At 68.6% G+C, this 19,411-nt stretch carries 15 protein-coding genes; 5 read left to right on the plus strand and 10 right to left on the minus strand.

Annotation, left to right across the window (positions count from 1 at the left end; genetic code table 11):
- Positions 1 to 9: 9 nt before the first annotated feature.
- The gene (locus tag E3O48_RS10145; RefSeq protein WP_134538520.1) at positions 10 to 519 is read left to right on the plus strand and encodes a heme-binding protein; all 510 of its coding nucleotides are present in this window, start codon (positions 10 to 12) and stop codon (positions 517 to 519) included.
- A 24-nt stretch (positions 520 to 543) separates the two neighbouring features.
- On the opposite strand, the gene E3O48_RS10150 is transcribed toward E3O48_RS10145, so the two are convergent.
- From E3O48_RS10150 to E3O48_RS10175, 6 genes are all read right to left on the minus strand, one after another.
- Positions 544 to 2,718, minus strand: coding sequence for a transglycosylase domain-containing protein (locus tag E3O48_RS10150; protein WP_206751282.1), 2,175 nt, complete (start codon positions 2,716 to 2,718; stop codon positions 544 to 546).
- Positions 2,719 to 2,825: 107 nt separating this feature from the next.
- Positions 2,826 to 3,242, minus strand: a complete 417-nt coding sequence (locus E3O48_RS10155) for a DUF6855 family protein (RefSeq protein ID WP_134538524.1) — start codon at positions 3,240 to 3,242, stop codon at positions 2,826 to 2,828.
- Between the two features lie 154 nt (positions 3,243 to 3,396).
- Complete coding sequence (locus E3O48_RS10160; protein WP_174774787.1) at positions 3,397 to 3,879, minus strand: aromatic ring-opening dioxygenase LigA; 483 nt, start codon at positions 3,877 to 3,879, stop codon at positions 3,397 to 3,399.
- A gap of 172 nt (positions 3,880 to 4,051) precedes the next feature.
- Positions 4,052 to 4,909 (minus strand): pyruvate formate-lyase-activating protein, encoded by an 858-nt coding sequence (gene pflA, locus E3O48_RS10165; protein WP_134507240.1) that lies wholly within the window; start codon positions 4,907 to 4,909, stop codon positions 4,052 to 4,054.
- Between the two features lie 45 nt (positions 4,910 to 4,954).
- Positions 4,955 to 7,219, minus strand: a complete 2,265-nt coding sequence (gene pflB, locus E3O48_RS10170) for a formate C-acetyltransferase (RefSeq protein WP_134538526.1) — start codon at positions 7,217 to 7,219, stop codon at positions 4,955 to 4,957.
- A gap of 325 nt (positions 7,220 to 7,544) precedes the next feature.
- Positions 7,545 to 8,933 carry an FAD-binding oxidoreductase gene (locus E3O48_RS10175; RefSeq protein WP_198413050.1) on the minus strand — a complete coding sequence of 463 codons (1,389 nt, stop codon included), beginning with the start codon at positions 8,931 to 8,933 and terminating at the stop codon, positions 7,545 to 7,547.
- 241 nt (positions 8,934 to 9,174) lie between these two features.
- Between E3O48_RS10175 and E3O48_RS10180 the strand changes: the two genes are divergently transcribed.
- From E3O48_RS10180 to E3O48_RS10190, 3 genes are read left to right on the plus strand one after another with little or no spacing between them, the layout of a single operon-like run.
- Positions 9,175 to 9,846 carry a GntR family transcriptional regulator gene (locus E3O48_RS10180; protein WP_134538528.1) on the plus strand — a complete coding sequence of 224 codons (672 nt, stop codon included), beginning with the start codon at positions 9,175 to 9,177 and terminating at the stop codon, positions 9,844 to 9,846.
- 36 nt (positions 9,847 to 9,882) lie between these two features.
- Positions 9,883 to 11,076: an MFS transporter gene (locus tag E3O48_RS10185; RefSeq protein WP_134538530.1), complete on the plus strand. Its 1,194-nt coding sequence runs from the start codon at positions 9,883 to 9,885 to the stop codon at positions 11,074 to 11,076.
- A 52-nt stretch (positions 11,077 to 11,128) separates the two neighbouring features.
- A complete protein-coding gene (locus E3O48_RS10190; RefSeq protein WP_134538532.1) occupies positions 11,129 to 12,571 on the plus strand; it encodes a phosphotransferase in 1,443 nt (480 codons plus the stop codon).
- Between the two features lie 39 nt (positions 12,572 to 12,610).
- Here E3O48_RS10190 and E3O48_RS10195 read toward each other — a convergent pair whose 3' ends face one another.
- The 4 genes from E3O48_RS10195 to E3O48_RS10205 all read right to left on the minus strand — a co-directional run bounded on the left by E3O48_RS10195 (position 12,611) and on the right by E3O48_RS10205 (position 18,291).
- Positions 12,611 to 14,323, minus strand: a complete 1,713-nt coding sequence (locus E3O48_RS10195) for an AMP-binding protein (protein WP_134538534.1) — start codon at positions 14,321 to 14,323, stop codon at positions 12,611 to 12,613.
- A gap of 128 nt (positions 14,324 to 14,451) precedes the next feature.
- On the minus strand, positions 14,452 to 14,610 hold the full coding sequence (locus E3O48_RS17640) for a hypothetical protein (RefSeq protein ID WP_166788669.1): 159 nt from the start codon (positions 14,608 to 14,610) through the stop codon (positions 14,452 to 14,454).
- A gap of 269 nt (positions 14,611 to 14,879) precedes the next feature.
- A complete protein-coding gene (locus E3O48_RS18230) occupies positions 14,880 to 18,080 on the minus strand; it encodes a helix-turn-helix transcriptional regulator (RefSeq protein ID WP_134538536.1) in 3,201 nt (1,066 codons plus the stop codon).
- A 10-nt stretch (positions 18,081 to 18,090) separates the two neighbouring features.
- The gene (locus E3O48_RS10205; RefSeq protein WP_134538538.1) at positions 18,091 to 18,291 is read right to left on the minus strand and encodes a hypothetical protein; all 201 of its coding nucleotides are present in this window, start codon (positions 18,289 to 18,291) and stop codon (positions 18,091 to 18,093) included.
- 116 nt (positions 18,292 to 18,407) lie between these two features.
- Here E3O48_RS10205 and E3O48_RS10210 point away from each other — a divergent pair, with 116 nt between their 5' ends.
- A complete protein-coding gene (locus tag E3O48_RS10210; protein WP_134538540.1) occupies positions 18,408 to 19,316 on the plus strand; it encodes a hypothetical protein in 909 nt (302 codons plus the stop codon).
- Positions 19,317 to 19,411: the final 95 nt, after the last annotated feature.

Here is a 19,411-nt window from a genome sequence, read left to right on the forward strand (position 1 = left end):
CTGGCGGCCATGACCGACCAACAGCCCTATCAAGTCCTGCGGGAATACGACGACTTCGAACTCCGCCACTATCCCGACTACGTGCTTGTGCAAGTGGAGGTCACCGGCGGTTTCTCCGGTGCGGGCAACGCCGCTTTCGGTCCCCTCTTCCGTTACATCAGCGGCAACAACCAGTCCGCCACCCGCATCGCGATGACCGCCCCGGTGCTCCAGGAGACCACGGCCGACGACGCCCACACCGTCAGTTTCGTTCTTCCCGAGGGGATGCCCGTCTCGGCTGTTCCCGTGCCGCAGGACGCCAGGGTGACCACCAGGGTGGTGCCGGCGCACGGGGCCGCGGCGCGCCGGTTCGGCGGCGGGTGGAGCGAGGCCCGTTTCACGGAGAACGGCGACACCCTCCTGGCGGCCGTGCGGCGGGCGGGTCTCGAGCCGGTCGGCGGCGTGTACTTCGCCCGGTTCGACCCGCCCTGGAAACCCGGATTCCTCAAACACAACGAGGCCCTCGTCGCCGTGGCATGACGAATGCGCGCGCCGGCCGGCCGGCTAGCGCGGCCCGGTGCCCGCTTTGATCACGGCGCTCGGCGGGGCCTCCGCGAACGCGTCTCCGCCATATTTCGCGTTGGCCACCGACATCACGGCCGGCCACATCCGGTGGCGGGCCGTCGCTGCCTGTCCGCTGTCGAAATTGACCGCCCGCTGGTTCGTCTCCCCGGTGAGGCTGACGACAGCCACCACGGTGGCGACCTTGGTGCTCGCTCCGCTCATCCAGGTGTCCTTATTGCCGTCGGTGGTCCCGGTCTTGCCGATCATCGGCACCCGGGGCGAGGTAGCCCGATAGGACGCCTGCGCGGTGCCGCCGGTCATCACCAGGCGCATGGCATACGCCATTCCCGCGGTGACCGCCGGGTCGACGGACTGCGTGCACTGTGATTTCGGTACGGGCAGTTCCGTCCCGTCAGCGGCGACGATCCGGTCGATCACGACCGGGGTGCAGGTGACGCCCTTGTTGGCGATTCCGGCGAACGCGACGGCCATGCTCAACGGAGCGATCTCATTCGTCCCGATCACCGACGCCGCGTTCTGGAGCAGCGGATCACCGTCGGCGCGGTGCATTCCGAAGGCCTCGGCGGTCTGACGGATGCCGCACAGGTCGAGCTTCTTCGCCATCCCGATGTAGCCGGTGTTGATCGAGCCGATCGTGGCCTCGAGTGCGCTGTAGTTGGCGCCGCTTTCGTTCGCGTCGTTCTTGGGGTTCCATTTGTCGCGGTCGTAATTCTGGGGGCCCAGGCAACTGTCCTTGAAGGTGCCCCAGTTCGCCTTTCGCCGCGAGTCGACCCGTTCGTTGAGGGAATGTCCCTCCCGCAGCCATTCCGCCAGGGTGAACACCTTGTAGGTCGAGCCCGGCTGGAATCCGCTCGATCCGCCGTCGACGTAGTCGGTGTTGTAGTTGATCCCGGTGAAGTTGGCTCCCGTTGCCTGCACCACCGGGTCCTGGCTGTAGTCCTTGTTCTGAGCCATCACCAGCACCCGCCCGGTGCCGACCTGCACGCTGGAGATCACGCTGCCGACGTCCCACCCCGGGTAGGTCGTCGGCACGTTTGCGCGGATTGCGGTCTCGGCCGCGTTCTGCAGGTCCAGGTCGATGGTGGTGTAGACGTTGTAGCCGCCACGCCGGAAGTTGACGAGCCGGGCCGCCTCGTCTGCGCCGAAGCTCGGGTCGTTGCGCAGCACGTGCGTGACGTAATCGCAGAAGAAAGCGCTTCCCGCGGCGGTCTGACACCCGGTGCTCGGCTCGGCGATCGACGGTTCGACGGGGGCGACGATCGCGGCGTCGAACTCGGCCCTGGTGATCTTCCGGTAGGCGAGCATATCCCGCAGGATGTAGTCACGGCGGGTTCGGTTGGCCTGGTAGCCGTTGGCCGCCCCGTTGGTCTCACTCTGCGGGTCGTCCAGCTGGAACTTCACGGGATTGTTGACGATGGCCACGAGGCTGGCTGCCTGCGGCAAGGTCAGGTTCGCCGCCGTGGTGTGGAAGTAGTAGTTGGCCGCGGCCTCGATGCCGTAGACGGTGCCGCCAAACCCGGCGATGTTCAGGTACTGGCGGAGGATGTCGTTCTTGGAATACTTCTTCTCGATCCCGATGGCCAGCCGCATCTCCTTGAGCTTGCGATCTGGACTGGTCTCGGTCGCGGCGAGGTAGCACGTGTGCTGCGCCGCCACGTCGGAGAGCACCTCGCACTTCTGCACGAGCACGTTCTTCACGTATTGCTGGGTGATCGACGATCCTCCCTGGGTGGCCCCGCCGGCGAACGTGCTCACTGCCGCCCGGACGGTGCCCTGGAAATCGACGCCGCCGTGTTCGAAGAACCTGGGGTCTTCGCTGGCGATCGCGGCATCCTTCACGTACGGACTGATCGCATCCAGTCCCACCTCGATCCGGTTCTGGTCGTAGAACGAGGCCAGCAGTGCCGTCGTTCCGTCACTCCGGGTCGCGTAGATATTACTCTTCTGCGACAGGCGATCGATGGAGAGGTACTCCGGCAGATTCTCGAAGACGTTGATGGTGTCCGTGGCAGCGATGCTCGACAATGCGACCACCGGGGTGACCGCGACGGCCACCAGCAGCCCGCCCGCGGAGCTCATCGCGAGAAGCCCGAGCAGCCCGCCGAAAACGCCGGACACGGTCCGCCGCTCGGCGAATCCCGAGTTGCGCATCATGTCACCCCCGACCGGTTCCGTTCGATCCATTCACCATAGAACCCCGCGCAGCACTTCCTGAGGAGGGGCTTGCCGCGACGCGCCGAATATGGCATGCCCGGCTCGCGCTACCTGGCCCGCATCCGGTTGCCCCGCGGATTGTGTTCGAGCTCGGCCAGGTCGAGCGCCTCCATCAGGGGCGGCACGTACATCCCGAACCGGCCGCGGAGCCCCTTCTTCAGGCCGTACCAGCCTCCGACCGGGTTCGTTCCGGAACGCGCCCACGCCTCCACCGTGCCCTCGGCGGCAGGCTTCTGCTCGTCGGCGCTGCCGAGGGGGACCCAGTCCCCAACGTCCAGCAGCATCGCCTGGAGATCGTCCAGGCACCGCAGCCGATAGGCCAGCGTGGTCGTTCCGACGACGCAGACCAGGCTCGGTGGATCCGCGCTCTCGTCGCGGTACATCCGGTACTCCGACGTGCCCGGCGGGGTGCGCAGCAGCCACGGATCATCCCTGGTTCCACTGCCGACGATGGCTTCGGTCATGGTGCCTCCCGATTAGTACCCACCATCATCCCGCACCCCTGACCGGTCCGCCAGAGCCGGGGCCGCAAAAAAAAAGGGCCCGGCAGCGGATGCTGCCGGACCCCTCGTGTGCACCGCCGGGACATCGCCCCGCGCGGGTTGGAACGGGGGCTGATCAGATCGCGGTCGCCGGCTTCGGGGCGGCCGGAACGACGGCGCGGACTGCCCAGCCGAACAGGGCCAGGAGGATGCCGACGCCCATCGCGAAGACCGACACGCCGAAGGCGACGATCGACGTGAACAGCGACGCGCGCAGGAGCGACGCGGTCATGACGGTGGGGCGGGTCGGGTCGTCCTGGGCGAGCTCGGCGTAGGTCTTGCCGCCGCTTGCCTTCATGGCGTGGTGGTTGATGATCGTCGCCTGAGCATAGGCCGCCAGGGGGTTGTCGACGGTGGCGCCGGCGAGGAAGGAGGCGTCCTCGGCGACGGTAATCTTCTCCTCGCTCAGTTGGCTGCTGACCGTGCCCCAGACCAGACCGCCGACGAGGAGCATGACGATCCCGCCGATGATGCCGAGGAGCCCGATCAGCCTGACCAGTCGAGCCTTGCCTGATGTCAGGGATACGGAAGAGGATTCCGGGAGTGTTGCGGTGCTCATCTGCTGGCCTTTCGTCGCGCCACGCGGTCGTGACACTGTCGTGACTCCAGCGTGACACTTTGTAAGCGCTTACACAGGTGATTCACACCATCCGCCCCACCACTGGGGGTATGAAAAAGGCGTGGCATCCTGCTACGCCACGCCTCGTCCGGGAAATGCTGTCGAACTGGTCTCAGAAGACCGTCAGCCCGCGCGCCCGGAACTGGTCCCGCACGCGTTCCTGCAGTTCGTTGTCCGGAGGGTGCACTCCGTGCAGCGGGTAGGGCAGGTTGAGCCTGTCCCACTTGTCTTCGCCCATCTGGTGGAATGGAAGCACCTCGACCCGTTCGACGTTCGGCCACCGCGCCACGATCTCGGCGACGGCGTCGACGTTGTCGACGGCGTCGGTGAGTCCGGGCACGAGCACGAACCGCACCCAGACCGGGATCTTCCGCTCGGCGAGACGGTCACCGAACGCGACAGTCGGAGCGAGCTCGCGACCGGTCACTTCCTTGTACGTCTCGGGGAGGCCCGACTTGACGTCGAGCAGCACCAGGTCGAGGTTGTCCAGCAGCGTGTCGGACGCGCTCTTGCCCAGGAACCCGGAGGTGTCCAGGGTGGTGTGCACACCCAGCTTGTGGCATTCCTCGAAGATGCGCGCCACGAAGGCGGGCTGCATGAGCGGCTCACCACCGGAGATGGTCAGCCCTCCCCCGGTTGCGTCGAAGACGCCCTTGTAGCGCTTGACCCGGGTCACGAGGTCATCGAGCGTCGTCAGCAACCCGTCGCGCATCTTCCAGGTGTCAGGGTTGTGGCAGTACTGGCAACGCAGCAGGCACCCGGAGAGGAAGAGTGTCATGCGCGTGCCTGGACCGTCAACGGCGGTGACCAGTTCCCACGAGTGGACACTGGCCACCGAGCCGTTGTGGATCGCCTCCATCTCGAGATGGTGGAGTTCGGCCAGTTCGGCCTGTTCACTGCTGACGGATGAACCGTCCACCAGGGCGATGGCGGCGCCGGCGCTGGGCAGGCCGAGGTTTACTGCGGGCATTGTCTCGTCCTACTCAGCGTCGCCGCGTGTTGTTATCGGTGAATGTCAGTGCGAGTGGAACGTGCGGCTGATGACATCCATCTGCTGCTCGCGGGTGAGGCGCACGAAGTTGACCGCGTAGCCGGAGACGCGAATGGTCAGCTGCGGGTAGTTCTCCGGGTGCAGCATGGCGTCTTCGAGGGTGTCCTTGTTCAGCACGTTGACGTTGATGTGGTACCCCGTCGCCGACGTGAACGCGTCGATGAGGCCGACCAGACTGGTGATCTGCTCTTCCTTGGTGTGGCCGAGACCGCTGGGAACCACGGTGTTGGTCAGCGAGATGCCGTCTTGCGCTTCGCTGTACGGGAGTTTGGCGACGCTGAGCGCCGATGCGAGCATCCCGTGGGTGTCGCGGCCGTTCATCGGGTTGGCACCCGGTGCGAACGGCTCACCCTTGCGGCGGCCATCCGGCGTGTTGCCGGTCGCCTTGCCGTAGACCACGTTGGAGGTGATGGTCAGGATCGACTGGGTGTGGATCGCATCCCGGTAGGTGGGGTGCTTGCGGATCATTGTCATGAACCGCTCCATCACGTCGACGGCCATGGAGTCGACGCGGTCGTCGTCGTTCCCGAACTGGGGGAACTCGCCCTCGATCGTGTAGTCGACGACGAGACCGGTCTCGTCGCGCACCGGGCGCACCTTGGCGTACTTGATGGCCGACAGGGAGTCGGCGACCACGCTCAGGCCGGCGATTCCGCAGGCCATCGTGCGGATGATCTCCTTGTCGTGCAGCGCCATTTCGAGACGCTCATACGCGTACTTGTCGTGCATGTAGTGGATGCAGTTCAGGGCGGTGACGTAGGTCTCGGCGAGCCACTCGAGGGTCTCGAGGTAGGCCGGGAACACGGTGTCGTAAGAGAGGATCTCTTCGGTGTTCGGCGTGGTCGCCGGGGCAACCTGCTTCCCGGAAACTTCGTCCTTGCCGCCGTTGATCGAGTAGAGGAGCGCCTTGACGGCGTTGACCCTGGCCCCGAAGAACTGCATCTGCTTGCCGACGCGCATGGGAGAGACACAGCAGGCGATCGCGGCGTCGTCACCCATCTCGGCGCGGATGATGTCGTCCGACTCGAACTGGATCGCCGAGGTGTCGATCGAGACCTGCGCGCAGAAGCGCTTGAAGCCCTCGGGGAGGGCGTCGCTCCACAGCACGGTGAGGTTCGGCTCCGGTGCGGCGCCGATGTTGTACAGCGTCTGGAGGAAGCGGAAGGTCGTCTTGGTGACCAGCGCGCGGCCGTCCTCGCCGATTCCGGCGAGGGACTCGGTGACCCAGGTCGGGTCGCCGGCGAAGATCTCGTCGTATTCGGGGGTGCGCAGGAAGCGCACGATGCGGAGCTTGATGACGAGGTCGTCGATGAGCTCCTGGGCGCCGGACTCGGTCAGGAGGCCGGCGGCGATGTCGCGTTCCATGTACGTGTCGAGGAACGCCGCGTTACGGCCGAACGACATTGCCGCGCCGTTCTGCTCCTTCACCGCGCCGAGGTAGGCGAAGTACAGCCACTGCACGGCTTCCTGGGCCGTGACGGCGGGCTTGGAGATGTCGGAGCCGTAGCTGGCCGCCATCTGGACGAGTTCCTTGAGCGCGCGGATCTGCTCGGAGTTCTCCTCGCGGGCGCGGATGATGTCCTCGGTCGAGGGCCCCATGTCGAGCTCGGCGCGGTCGTTCTTCTTGCCGGCGATGAGCGCGTCGACACCGTAGAGGGCAACGCGACGGTAGTCGCCGATGATCCGGCCACGGCCGTAGGCGTCGGGAAGACCCGTGATCAGGTGGCTGTTGCGCGCACGGCGGACCCCGGGAGGGTAGACGTCGAACACGGCCGTGTTGTGGGTCTTGCGGTAGTCGGTGAAGATCTTCTCGAGCTCGGGAGACACGGGGTAGCCGTAGGTCTCGAGCGAGGTGGCAACCATGCGCCAGCCGCCGAACGGCATGATCGCGCGCTTGAGCGGAGCATCCGTCTGCAGGCCGACGATGACCTCGTTGGGCTGGTCGATGTAGCCGGGCTTGTGGGCTGTAATGGATGACGGGGTGGTCGCGTCAACGTCGTAGACGCCCTTGCGTCGTTCCTCGGGGAACATGGCGGACAGCTTGGCCCAGACCCCGGTCGTGCGAGCCGTCGGGCCCGCCAAGAAGGTAGCGTCGCCGAGGTAGGGCGTGTAATTGCGCTGGATGAAATCGCGAAGATCGATCGAATCCTGCCAGGGGCCGGACACGAAGTCCGGACGCTCGGCCTGCGTCGCGTCTTTGTCGCTGCGAACACCTTCTGTGATGGTCATGTAGATTGCACTCCTCGTGGGATCGAGTCTCCCCCGCCGCAGAAGTGTGTCTCCCACAGTCGGGCCTGGAGAGCAGGAACACGAGGATTGTGGCTAATGCGACGATGCATCGTGACTTGCCCTCTTCTGCCAACACTACTCCGGTCGCCGGGCCCATAACACGAATCGGCCCCGCCGTTTCGCGCCCGCGCCCTTAAGGGGAGGCGGCCCGTTCGCGGCCCGAGTCGCCGGGGCATCCGGAAGCCCGGAAATGCGATTCCGGCGCAGATCCAAAGGCCTGTCCAGAGGCCAGAATCACGGTTCAACGCCTCAACCGGAAGGATTTTCACAGTTTTTTTCCGGGATTGAGCAGCGAGTCGGGGTCGAAGGCGGCCTTCACCCGGCGCTGGAGGTCGCGGAGGATGGGTCCGAGTTCGTCGTCGAGGTGCGCCTGCTTGAGCAGGCCGATGCCGTGCTCGCCTGACGCGGAGCCGCCGAGGGAGATTGCGAGCCGGATCACCCGGGCGAAAGCCTCGTTGGCCGCCTCGATCTCGGCCGGGTTCGCCGCGTCGAAGCCGATCATCGGGTGGAGGTTTCCGTCGCCGAGGTGCCCGCCGGTGCCGATCGGGATCGACAGGTCGCGGGAGATCTCGGCGAGCCCGGTCAGCAGGGCCTGCAGCTGGGACCGTGGCACGGTGATGTCCTCGTTGAGGCTGGACCCGCGCGCGGCCTGCAGCGCGGGCTGCAGCAGTCGGCGCGCCGTCATCAGCTGGTCCAGCTGCGCGGGGTCGTGGGCGACGAGCACCTCGGTGGCGCCCTCGGCGCGGAGGATGGCGGCGTACTCTTCGACGTCGTCGTGGGCCTGGCCGGCCTGGTCCGACTGCACGAGCAGCAGGGCGGCCGCGTCGGCCGGAAGCTTCGACTCCGGGTCGAAGGCGTTGATCGCCGTGATCGACGGGCCGTCGAGGTATTCCAGGATGCTGGGGCGCCGGTTGGACGCGACGATCAGCGCGGCCGCCGCGAGGGCGGCCTCCGTGCCGGCGAAGGTCGCCGAGACCCCGGACGCGGGGGCAGGGGCAGGCAGCAGCCCGACCGTGATCTCGGTGATGATGCCGAGCGTGCCCTCCGAGCCGACCAGGAGCGCGGTCAGGTCGTAACCGGTGACGCCCTTGATGGTGCGCTGGCCGGTGCGCACGATGGAGCCGTCGGCGAGCACGACGGTGAGCTGGCGCACGAAGTTCCCCGTGACGCCGTACTTGACGCAGAGCATCCCGCCGGCGTTGGTGGCGACGTTGCCGCCGACGGTCGAGCCCTTCCAGGAACCGGGATCGGGCGGGTAGAACAATCCGACCGCGGCGGCGGCCCTGGCCAGGGCGTAGGTTCGCACGCCGGCCTGCACGGTGGCGGTCTGGTCCTCGGCATCCACGGAAACGATCTTGTTCAGCCGGGTCGTGCTCAGCACGATGGAACCCTCGATCGCGTTGGCGCCCCCGGCCAGGCCGGTGCGCGCACCCTGCGGCACGATCGGGATGCGGTGGGCTGCGGCGAAGGCGACGACGGCCGCGACCTGCTCGGTGTTCACCGGCAGGGCGACCGCGAACGGGACACCGGCCGCGGTGCTGTCGGACTGGTCCCGGAGGTAGGCCCCGGTCTTCTCACCGGTGATCAGCTGGCCGGCGGGCAGAACCTCGGCCAGTGCGTTGAAGAGGGTGGGCTGGGGTGCTGTCGTGGTCACGGATGCCTCTGCGGTAGGAGTGTGTGCGGCCGGAGGTTGCGGCAGGCGATCACATCTGGTGAGGCGAGCGGGAACGCGCGGGCGAAGGGCTCGGACTCTGCGGAGGGCATGTCTCGGATGGCTGCGAGGGCAAGTCTATAAGAGAGTTTTTGTCGGGGTTCGGCTTGATGCCGCGATCAGGTCGGCACCCAATCTCCGTCGAGATTGTATTTATTGATGCATTTATGGTTAGGCTTGAGACATGAGTGCGCCCCGATCCCCCCGAAACGGCACCACCGGTCCTTCCGCGGTGGAGCGGGTCTACGCGCATGTGGCCGAGGCGATCATCACCGGCGCGGTCGGCGCGAGTTCGCTGCTCACGGAAGGCGAAGTCGCCGAGACCCTCGGCATCAGCCGCACCCCGGTGCGGGAAGCCTTCCTCGCCCTCGAGGCGCACGGACTCCTCACGCTCTTCCCCAAGAAGGGCGCGGTCGTCACGGCCCAGGGTGACGCCGAAACCGCCGAGCTGCTCCAGGTGCGCATCATGTTCGAGACGACCGCGGTGTCGCTGCACAGCGCCCGCCCCGGCGCCGACCGCGCCGTGGACGACGACCTGGCCGCCCTGATCCTGGAGCAGGAGGAGGCCGCCCGGGCCGGCGACCTGCTCGCCTTCGCCCGCGCCGATCATCGCTTCCACGCCCGGGTCGTCGACGAGTCCCGCAACCGGGTCATCGACGACTTCTACACCCAGCTCGGGCCGCGGCTCAAGCGGCTCCTGCACCGTGTTGCGACCCGCGATCCGGGCAGTCTCGAGGGCTTCATCACCGAACACCGTGCCCTCGCCGGCTACCTCAGCGCCGGCGACGCCCCCGGTTACGAGGCCGCCCTCCGCCGTCATGTGCGGCACGGCCTCCCGGCGCCGCTCGCACCCTGATCCCGGCGCATGCCCGACTCCGATCCAGAAAGATTCATGAACTTCCGCCGTACCGTCCCTGCCTGGCAGCTCGCCGCACCCGCCCTCTTCGTGATGGCTTGGGGCGGCAATCACTTCACCCCGCTCCTGCACATGTACGAGTCGCTCGGCCATTACTCGGCCTTGATGGCCGACCTCTTCCTCGGCTTCTACGTCGTCGGGCTCATTCCCGGGCTGCTGGTGGCCGGCGCCCTCTCCGACCGGTACGGACGCAAGCCGCTGTCCGTCGCCGGCGTCGCCATCGGCATCGCAGCCAGCATCCTGCTCGGCCTCGGCTTCTCGAGTGAGATCATGCTTTCCTTCGGTCGGTTCCTGGCCGGCCTGAGCGTGGGCGTGGCGATGTCGGTCGGGACCGCCTGGCTCAAGGAACTCTCCAGCGCGCCGTTCGACCGCCAGGCCGACCGCACGGCCGGCGCCCGGCGTCCCGCCCTCACCCTGACGATCGGGTTCGGCCTCGGCGCCGGAGTCGCCGGCGCCCTCGCCCAGTGGGGCCCGATGCCCACCCTCTCTCCTTACCTTGTCCACATCCTGCTCGGCCTGCTCGTGCTGCCCCGGCTCCTCCGCGCCCCGGAGACGGTGCCGCGGTTCCGCTCGCACCGGCCGTTCTGGCAGGACCTCGCGGTGCCGCTGGCCGGCCACCGCCGGTTCGTGCGGGTCATCGCCCCCTCGGCCCCCTGGGTCTTCGGCGCCGCGGCGATCGCCTACGCGATCATGCCCAAGCTCGTGGAGGACCAGCTAGGGTCGCTCAACCTGGCGTTCGCGACCCTGCTCACCGTCGTGACGCTCGGCACCGGGGCGCTCGTGCAGCCCCTCGTCGCCCGGATCAACCAGGTCACCAGGGGGCGCGCCCTCGTGGTGGGGATGAGCGTCATGCTTCTCGGACTGGTGCTCTCGATCGCCACCGCCATCGTGCTCTCGCCCCTGCTCGCGCTGATCACGGCGATCACCCTCGGCGCGTCCTACGGCATCTGCGTGGTGGCCGGCCTGGTCGAGATCCAGCGGATCTCAACCCCGGCAGACCTCGCCGGCATCACCGGGGTCTACTACAGCCTCACCTACGTCGGCTTCCTGTTACCGGTGCTCTTCGCCTGGTTGAACTCGGTCGCCAGTTACGCCGTGCTGATGAGCGTGCTGGCCGCAGTCTGCGCCGGCTGCCTGGCCGCGGTGGCGTACGGCATCCGTCGCGTCTGATCGACCGATCGCATGACCCCGACGGATGCCGCCGCTGGCGTACGCTGGCGACATGACTGAGCACGGTCGCGGCACCCCTCTCCCGGATTACCTCAACCGATGGGTCGCAACACAGCGCTGGTTCGCGAGTAAGGGGAACGTCCCCCGTCTCCACAGCATCGCCCGGTGGTCACTGCCCGCGGCGGAGCCGGGCGTGGACATCCGCACCTACCTCGTCATCGATGCGACGCCCGGCGAGGATTCGCTCTACCAGCTGCCGCTCACCGAACGCACCGATCCGCTGCCGAACGGGGAGCGCGCCCTGGTCGCCAGGGTGGACGGACCCGACGGGGAGGCTCGCTTCCTCTATGACGCACCGTATGACCCCGCGTACGCGACCGCGATCCTGCGGATCATCCTGGGCCAGGGTTCCTCACTCGGTTCGGAGGACTCGGGCGGCAGCGCGCGGGGAGAACTGCTGCTCGACCCGATGGACGCTCCTCTATATACAGTGGCGGCCAGCCGCGTGCTGACCGGGGAGCAGTCGAACACCTCGATCATCTTCGACACCCGCGGTGCGGACGGCACGCCGGCCCGCCCGGTCATCTGCAAGGTGTTCCGCGCCCTTCATCATGGCGAGAACCCGGACATCTCCGTGCAGGCGGCCCTGGCCAGGGCCGGCTCCCGGTTCGTCCCCGAACCGATCGGCTACGTCGAAGGCGAGTGGGACGACCCCGATCGGAAGGACGGACGGGCCAGGGGGCACCTCGCCTTCGCCCAGGAGTTCCTGCCCGGCGTCGAGGACGCCTGGCGTTCCGCGCTGGCTTCAGCCTCGGCCGAGGAGGACTTCAGCCGGGAGGCCCACGACCTCGGCGTGGCGACGGCTGCCGTGCATGCCGACCTGGCCACGGTGATGCCGACCCGCGAGGCCACCCCCGACGTGATCGAGGCCGAGCTGGCCGGCATCCGGGACCGTTACCGCATCGCCGTGGCTGAGATTCCCGCGCTGGCCGGGTACCGCGCCGCGATCGAAACCATCTTCAGCCGGGCACAGACGGCGCCGTGGCCGCCGCTGCAGCGCATCCACGGCGACTACCACCTGGGCCAGGTGCTCAATGTGCCCGGCGGCAGAGGCTGGGTGCTGGTCGATTTCGAAGGCGAACCGCTCCGCCCGCTGGAGGAACGCAACCGGCCGGATGTCCCGCTCCGGGATGTCGCCGGCATGCTCCGGTCGTTCTCCTACGCGGCGGGCACCATCGAACTGGCGCATCCGGAACGTCCGGCGCGGACCGCTCTGGCGTGGGCCGATTCCTGCAGGGAGGCGTTCCTCGCCGGCTACGCCGAACGATCCGGCCTGGACCTCAGCGCGCAGGGTGCGCTGCTCAGCGCATTCGAGCTCGACAAGGCCCTCTACGAGGCCGTCTACGAGACCCGCAACCGGCCGAGCTGGCTCCCGATCCCCCTCGCGGCGATCAACCGACTCGTCGGCGTCGTCCCCGCGCCGGGCCGGGCCTGACCTGCCCTCCGGCGGGTGAGGGAGGTGGGGGTGGGTGCGTCAGCGCTTCAGCTCGGGGAACTGGTCGTCCCGCCACTCGTCGGCCAGTCGCGTGCAGGTCGCTGCCGCCTCGTCCTCGCGCATCCTGAGCTCGACCCGGCGGATCTTGCCCGAGCTGGTCTTGGGAAGTTCGAAGAACTCGACCCGTCGCACGCGCATATAGGGAGGTAGCCCGTTGCGGGCGTGGCGCAGCACCTCGAGGGCGGTTGCGCCGTTGGACTCCCAGCCGGAGGCAAGCGCGATGTACGCCTTCGCGATGTTGAGACGGGTGTCGTCCGGCGCCGGCACGACCGCGGCCTCCGCGACGGCCGGATGCTCGAGCAACACGCTCTCAACCTCGAACGGCGACACCTTGTAGTCGGAGGACTTGAAGATATCGTCGGTGCGCCCGATGAAGGTGATGTAGCCGTCGCTGTCGCGGCTGGCGACGTCTCCGGTGTGGAAGTAGCCGTCGCGCACGGCCTCGGCCGTGCGCTCGGGGTCGCCGTAGTAGCCGGCCATCAGGTTGACGGCCGTCTCGGAGAGGTCAAGGCAGATCTCACCCTCGTCGGTCACCGCACCCGTGATCGGGTCGACCAGGCTGATCCGGACGCCGGGCAGCGGGAGGCCCATCGACCCTGCCTTGAGGCGGGATCCTGGCCCGTTTCCGACGATCGCGGTGGTCTCGGTCTGGCCGTAGCCGTCGCGGATCGTCAGCCCCCAGGCCCGCTGGATCTGGCTGATCACCTCGGGGTTCAACGGCTCCCCGGCCGAGAGGATCTCTCGCAGACCCTCGGGCTTGACGCCCAACTCGGACTGGATCAGCATCCGCCACACGGTCGGCGGCGCACAGAAGGTCGTGACGCGCGCGCGGTGCAGCTGGTCGGCGAGGGCGCGCGGGTCGAACCGGGCGTAGTTGTAGACGAACACGGTCGCCTCGGCGATCCACGGCGCGAAGAAGCTGCTCCACGCGTGCTTGCCCCAGCCGGGTGAGCTGATCGCCAGGTGCACGTCGTCGGGACGCACGCCGATCCAGAACATCGTGGTGAGGTGCCCCACCGGATAGGAGGTCTGGGTGTGCACGACCATCTTCGGTTTGCTGGTGGTGCCCGAGGTGAAGTAGATCAGCGACGCATCGTCGGATGCCACGGTGACCGTGGTCTTCGCCGGGGCGACCAGGTCTGCGTCGGCGTAGTGCGCCCAGCCGGGCACGGCCTCCCCCACGCAGATGCGCGAGTAGTCGCCTTCGACCTGGGCGAACTTGGCCGCATCACTCGCGTTCGCGATCACGTGATCGACTCCCCCGCGCCGCACCCGGTCGGCCAGGTCACCGGTGGCCAGAACCGTGGAGGTCGGCAGGATGACGGCGCCGGCCTTCATGATGCCGAGCATCAGTTCCCAGAGCTCGACCTGGTTGCCGAGCATGAGCATGACGTGGTCGCCCGGCTTGACACCCCGCTGGATCAGCCACAGCGCGACCTGGTCGGAGCGGGTGGACATCTGCGCGAAGGTGACCCTCAGTTCGCGACCGTCCTCCTCCACGATCCAGAGGGCGGTCTTGTCGTTGCCCTCCGCGATGACGTCGAACCAGTCGGTCGCCCAGTTGAAGGAGGGCCCGACCTCGGGCCAGGCGAATTCGGCCGATGCACGCTCGTGCCCCTCGCGCAGGCGCAGGAGTTGGTCTCGCGCGTCTCGGAAGCGGCTGGTGCTCGTAGGGTTGGTCACGGATTCCATTTTCCTCAACAGTGAATGCCCGGAACTGCATGAATCGGCGTCTCCACGCCGTCCGCATCGTGTGCGGGACGTTCCATTCACTCTAGGACCCGGGTTGCCAACCCTCTCGGCGGCGCCGACCGGCGCCGTCAGGCGAAGTCGCTGCTTCGGGACCCGGGCCTGAGGTCGGACGCGCGCATCGTGCCGGGCCGGTCGGGCAAGCGCCCGTAGCCGTCCCGCAGAACGTGCAGCATGGTGCCGCCGATACCGGCGAGGGAAAGAACGCCGAGAATGATGAGAATGAGCATTGCCTGCCTCCAGTTCAGGGATGAATCGATGGGTTTGAGCCTCCTCGGTAAGGCGGGCCGGTCACATCGGGCGGATGCCGTAACTCGGCGCTTCGGGGCGATGCTGCGGTCGGGCCCGACCGGCGACCCGCCCGCTCGTGGCCGACCCGTCGCCGAACTGAGAGATAAGCCGGCTTTTGTCCCCCGAAAGTCTGCACGCCTCTCAGTTCGGCGAAGGGTTTGTCGCTGCGGGGTCGACCACCGAGGGCGGAGCGGGGTCGGCAGGGCGGCTATCGTGCGGTGTCGGTGGCGCGGGAGAGGTAGGCGGCTTCGGTGCGCGTGACGGCGCCGGTCTTCCGGAGGATGTTCGACACGTGCACGCTCGCGGTCTTCACGCTGATGAACAGTCGCTCCGCGATTTGCCGGTTGCTCAGACCCTGGGCGAGCAGGTCCAGCACCTGGCGCTCTCGCTCTGTCAGCAGGGCCGCGGTCTGGGCCTCCGCCGAGAGGTCGCTCGCCCCAGGCCTGGCCGGGCCGATGCGGCGCAGGAGCCGGGTGGCCTGGTCCGCCACGAGTCCGAGCCCGATCCGCTCGGCGTCGCGGCGGGCGGACTCGGCCCACCGGCGCGCGCTCGACCGATCACCGCTGGTGGCGAACGCCTCGGCCAGGCGGAAGGCCGCGTACGGCGCCAGCTGGGCGTCCGCCTCCGGGACGGCGGATGCCGCAACCGCCACCGTCCACGCCTCAGGATCCGTTCCCGTTCGGCCGGGCCCGCTCAGTTCCGCCTCGAAGACCGCCCGAAGGGCCGGCGCCGTCGGCCAGGGCGACGCCGCGGCCAGCGTGGCGCGCAGCTTCCCTTCGAGACGGTCGAGGATTCGCCCCGGACCGGCGCCGGTCCGGGCCGGCTCGCCACCCGGCTCGACACCCGGCTCGGCAACCACGCCGGCACCCACGCCGGCGCCCTGCGCGCCCTCGCGTTCGATCGGCGAGCCGCCGGCGCGGGCGGCCGCGATCACCCGGGCTCCGATGGCCAGCAACGGCAGATCGTAGGCCGGGAACGACCGGTGCTCCGGTTCGAGGAGCACGCTCACTTCCCGCCATGCCTCCTGGACGTCCGCGCGCGCCAGGGCGATCTCGGCCGCGACCGCGGCGAGCCCGAGCCGGGATTGGGCGTCGATGCGCACCTGGAGGTTGAGCGCGCCCCGCCAGCCGCGGAGCATCCGATCGGCGCCCGGCGCGTCGCCGGCCCGGAGGGTGGAGTGCAGTTTGAGCCGCTGGAGATGTGCGCGATAACCGATCGGCGGATCGAGCTCGAGGGCGCGGTCGAGGAGCTCGTCGGCGCGGGGGGTCTCGCCGAGCGCGGCCAGCGGCCCGATCAGGTTCGACATCAGCATGGCGCCCGAGGTTCGTTCGACTCCGCGCTGCCTCGCCCGCTCTACTCCCTCCTCGGCGACGCGCACCGCGTCCTCGAACCGGCCGAGCAGATGCAGGGCGTCGGACTGGTTCACCCAGAACCGCAGCCGGGCCGAGTCGTTGTCCCCGGCCAGTTCCCCGGCCAGCTCCAGGTCGGACAGGCCCGCCTCGATGGCGCCCGCGGACAGCCGGGAGAATCCTCGGATGTTCGCCGCAACCGACATCCGCGGCCCGGAGCCGACCTCGGCCGCCTGCGCGTAGGCATCGTTGGCGGTGCCGACAGCCTCGTCGAACCGCGCTTCCAGCATCAGCCGGGCCGCCAATTCGCCGAGGACATTGGCACGAAGCACGCTGGGCGGCTGATCGGTGAGCACGTCCAGGGCCTCCCGGAGGAGGGCGACGGACCCGATCTGGCCGATGTTCGCGAGGTAGGAGGCCTTGTTCCGGAGCATCCGGGCGTACCGCTCGGGGTCCGCGGGGCTCGAACCGGCGATGGCTTCGTCGATCAGGGCGATGGCGCGTTCGCTCTCGCCGGCGTTGCGCAGGATGTAGGACGTTTCGGCGAGCAGGTCGACCCGGCTGCGCCCGGCCAGTTCCTCGGCATCCGGAATCTGGTCCCAGAGTTCGATCGCCCGCTCTCCCATTCTCGCCGCCGAGGCGAAGGCGTAGGAGCGATGGGCCTGCGTCATCGCGGTGACGGAGGATGCGAACGCCTTCCGCAGGTTGTGCGCGGCCATCCAGTGGTAGGAGACCGCCGTGGCGTCGGGGCTCGCCTCGCTGCGACCGGATTCGAGGGCCTCGGCGTAGCGGGTGTGGAACCGCACCCGCTCTCCGGGCAGGAGCTGGTCGTGGATGGCTTCGCGCACGAGCGCGTGCCGGAACGCATAGGCGGTGCCGAGCGCGACGAGCACCCCGGCATTGACGGCTTCCCCGGCGGCCGCGTCGATGTCGTCCGCGCTGGCGTCGCAGACGAGCGCGAGCAGCTCGTGTTCGACCCGTACGCCGCCGGCCGCGAGCAGCCGCATGATCCGCTTGGTGTTCTCGCTGAGCAGCTCGTACCGGGCGAGCAGGATGCCCCGAAGGGTCTCCGGCACGCTCTCCGCGCCGGCGAATATCTCACAGCCGATCAGTTCCTCGACGAAGAACGGGACGCCATCGGTGCGCTCGTGCACAAGGCCGATCTCCCGCTCGTCGGGCGCCGAACCGAGGATGCCGATGGCCATCTGGCGCACCTGGGCGCGGGTCAGCCTCGCCAGTTCGCGCCGCTCAGCGCGCCGGTTGCGGTCGAGTTCGGGCAGCCAGGCCCGGAGCGGGCTTCCCCGGCCCAGCTCGTCGCTGCGGAAAGTGAGCACGAAGAGGATGCGGTCCCGCTCGATCACCCGGATGAGGTATCTCAGCAGCCCGAGGGTGCCCTGGTCGGCCCAGTGCAGGTCCTCGACCACGAATACGAGCGGATGAACCCTGGCCGCGGCCTCGAGGGTGCCGGCAACGGCGTCGTAGACACTGTTGGCGCTGAGCCGGCTGGACGCACCGGCTTCGGGTGGGGCAACGGCGCGGTTGGGGAGACCGAGTTCGGGCAGGAGCAGGACCAACGTCTCCCCGGCCTGGCCCGCAGCCTCCAGGAACGCCTGCTCGCCGATCCCGGCGGCCAGTTCCCGCAGCGCGGCGACGACGGGAGAGTACGGCGGGGCGTCGCTGTCGAGGTCGATCGATTGCCCGCGCAGCACCAGCGGCCGGTCCGGCCGGCCGGTCCCGGCTCCGGTTCCGGGTTCGGCTCCGGTTCCGGGTTCGGGTTTAGCTTCGGGTTCGGGTTCAGCTTCGGGTTCGGGACGAAGCTCGTCCAGGAATTCCTGGACGAGCCGGGTCTTCCCGATGCCGGCCTCGCCGCCGAGCGCCACCGTGCGCGTGCGGCCCGCCTGAACCTCGGCGAAGGCGCCGCGGAGCGCCTCGAGGTCGGCCTCTCGGCCGACGAGCGCGGTGGTCTGCTCGGTGTGCATGGGTCCATCGTGCCACTGCCCGGCGACCCCGGCACCGCTGGCGTCCTCGACGGGTGCGGCCTGCCGGACCGGTCGGGTCACCTGGAGTGGGTCACCGCGACGAGTGGAGCTGCGGATGCCCGGCGATCCGCAGCCGGTTGATGGTCCGCTGCGGGAGGGTCTCCCTGGCCGTCCCGCGCGCACGCTCCTCGTCCACGCGTTCGCGCGCTACCCGCCGACGCTCCAGGTCTCGGGTGAGCCGTTCCTCGTCGGCGCGGTAGAGCCGGTAGAAGGCGTATTCACTGATTTGCACTGTGTCCTCTTCCTCTGTTTCCTGTTCATCACAGTGCGCTCTAAGGCGGTGGCCGGGCATCGGACGGATGCCCTATTTCCGCTGGCCTATGCTGGCGAACAACGGAGGGAACGGCGATGAGTCAGCAGCGCACGGATCAGGGAGAGCGGTCGAACCGGGGATCGGCTGCCGGAGCCGCAGCCCCCGGCGCACCGTGGCTGTGGCTGTCGATCGCCGCTGGCGTGCTCGCCGTCGCCGGCAGCGTGGTCGGGCTGGGCGTCGGCGGGTTCTACGCGAACCTGACCCCGGCCTTCCTGCCCCAGGCGCTGGCACAGGACGTCGCCAACCTCGCTCTGGCGGCCCCGGCCCTGCTGGTCTGCGCGATCCTCGCCCTGCGGGGGTCGCTCCGCGCCCGCCTGGTCTGGCTGGGCGTGCTGGCGTTCACGGTCTACAACTACGTCATCTACACCTTTTCGATCCCGTTCGGGCCGTTGTTCCCCGTCTGGGTGGCCGTGCTGGGCCTCAGCCTCTTCTCCCTGATCGGCGGGATCGCGAGCACGGATGCCGGGGCCGCCGCCGCCCGGTTCGGGAGCCGGCCGGCGGCAGTCGTCACGGGGTGGTCACTCATCGTCGTCGGCGTGCTGTTCGGCCTGCTCTGGCTGTCGGAGGACGTCCCTGCCCTGGTGGCGGGCACCACACCGCAGAGCGTGCTGGACCTGGGCATTCCGACGAATCCGGTGCACATCCTCGACCTGGCCTTTTTCCTGCCCGCGGTCGTCGGCACCGGTATCCTGTTGCTCCGGCGCCGGGAGATGGCCTACCCGGTTGCGCCGGCGTTCCTCGTGTTCCTGATCCTCACCGGGGTGCCGATCATGGTCACCCCGATCGTGCAGTCGGTGCGCGGCGAGACGGCGGCCTGGACGGTGCTGGCGCCGATCGGACTGCTCACGGTGCTCATGCTGGTGCTGCTCGCCTGGCTGCTCCGCACCGTGGGATCCCCCGACAGGGCGGAGGAGCGCAGCGGGGCGGGAGAGCCCGCAGGCTAGATGAGTGAGTCCTAATGGTCGTAGGCGATGAGGGATCGTTTGTTGGGTGTTCCGAGGAGCCAGTTGTGCCAGATTCCGGCGGCGAGGGCGAGTAG

Origin of the sequence: Cryobacterium sp. HLT2-28 (assembly GCF_004402495.1) — a bacterium.
Lineage (GTDB): Bacteria > Actinomycetota > Actinomycetes > Actinomycetales > Microbacteriaceae > Cryobacterium > Cryobacterium mannosilyticum.

What these genes read in the sequence shown, in the direction of transcription:
- E3O48_RS10180 (WP_134538528.1), top strand. Translation starts at nt 9,175, where the DNA reads ATGAGTGCGCCCCGATCCCCCCGAAACGGCACCACCGGTCCTTCCGCG.
- pflA (WP_134507240.1), bottom strand. Translation starts at nt 4,909, where the DNA reads ATGCCCGCAGTAAACCTCGGCCTGCCCAGCGCCGGCGCCGCCATCGCC.
- E3O48_RS10150 (WP_206751282.1), bottom strand. Translation starts at nt 2,718, where the DNA reads ATGATGCGCAACTCGGGATTCGCCGAGCGGCGGACCGTGTCCGGCGTT.
- E3O48_RS17640 (WP_166788669.1), bottom strand. Translation starts at nt 14,610, where the DNA reads ATGCTCATTCTCATCATTCTCGGCGTTCTTTCCCTCGCCGGTATCGGC.
- E3O48_RS10210 (WP_134538540.1), top strand. Translation starts at nt 18,408, where the DNA reads ATGAGTCAGCAGCGCACGGATCAGGGAGAGCGGTCGAACCGGGGATCG.
- pflB (WP_134538526.1), bottom strand. Translation starts at nt 7,219, where the DNA reads ATGACCATCACAGAAGGTGTTCGCAGCGACAAAGACGCGACGCAGGCC.
- E3O48_RS10155 (WP_134538524.1), bottom strand. Translation starts at nt 3,242, where the DNA reads ATGACCGAAGCCATCGTCGGCAGTGGAACCAGGGATGATCCGTGGCTG.
- E3O48_RS10145 (WP_134538520.1), top strand. Translation starts at nt 10, where the DNA reads ATGACCGACCAACAGCCCTATCAAGTCCTGCGGGAATACGACGACTTC.
- E3O48_RS10160 (WP_174774787.1), bottom strand. Translation starts at nt 3,879, where the DNA reads ATGAGCACCGCAACACTCCCGGAATCCTCTTCCGTATCCCTGACATCA.
- E3O48_RS10185 (WP_134538530.1), top strand. Translation starts at nt 9,883, where the DNA reads ATGAACTTCCGCCGTACCGTCCCTGCCTGGCAGCTCGCCGCACCCGCC.
- E3O48_RS10190 (WP_134538532.1), top strand. Translation starts at nt 11,129, where the DNA reads ATGACTGAGCACGGTCGCGGCACCCCTCTCCCGGATTACCTCAACCGA.
- E3O48_RS10195 (WP_134538534.1), bottom strand. Translation starts at nt 14,323, where the DNA reads ATGGAATCCGTGACCAACCCTACGAGCACCAGCCGCTTCCGAGACGCG.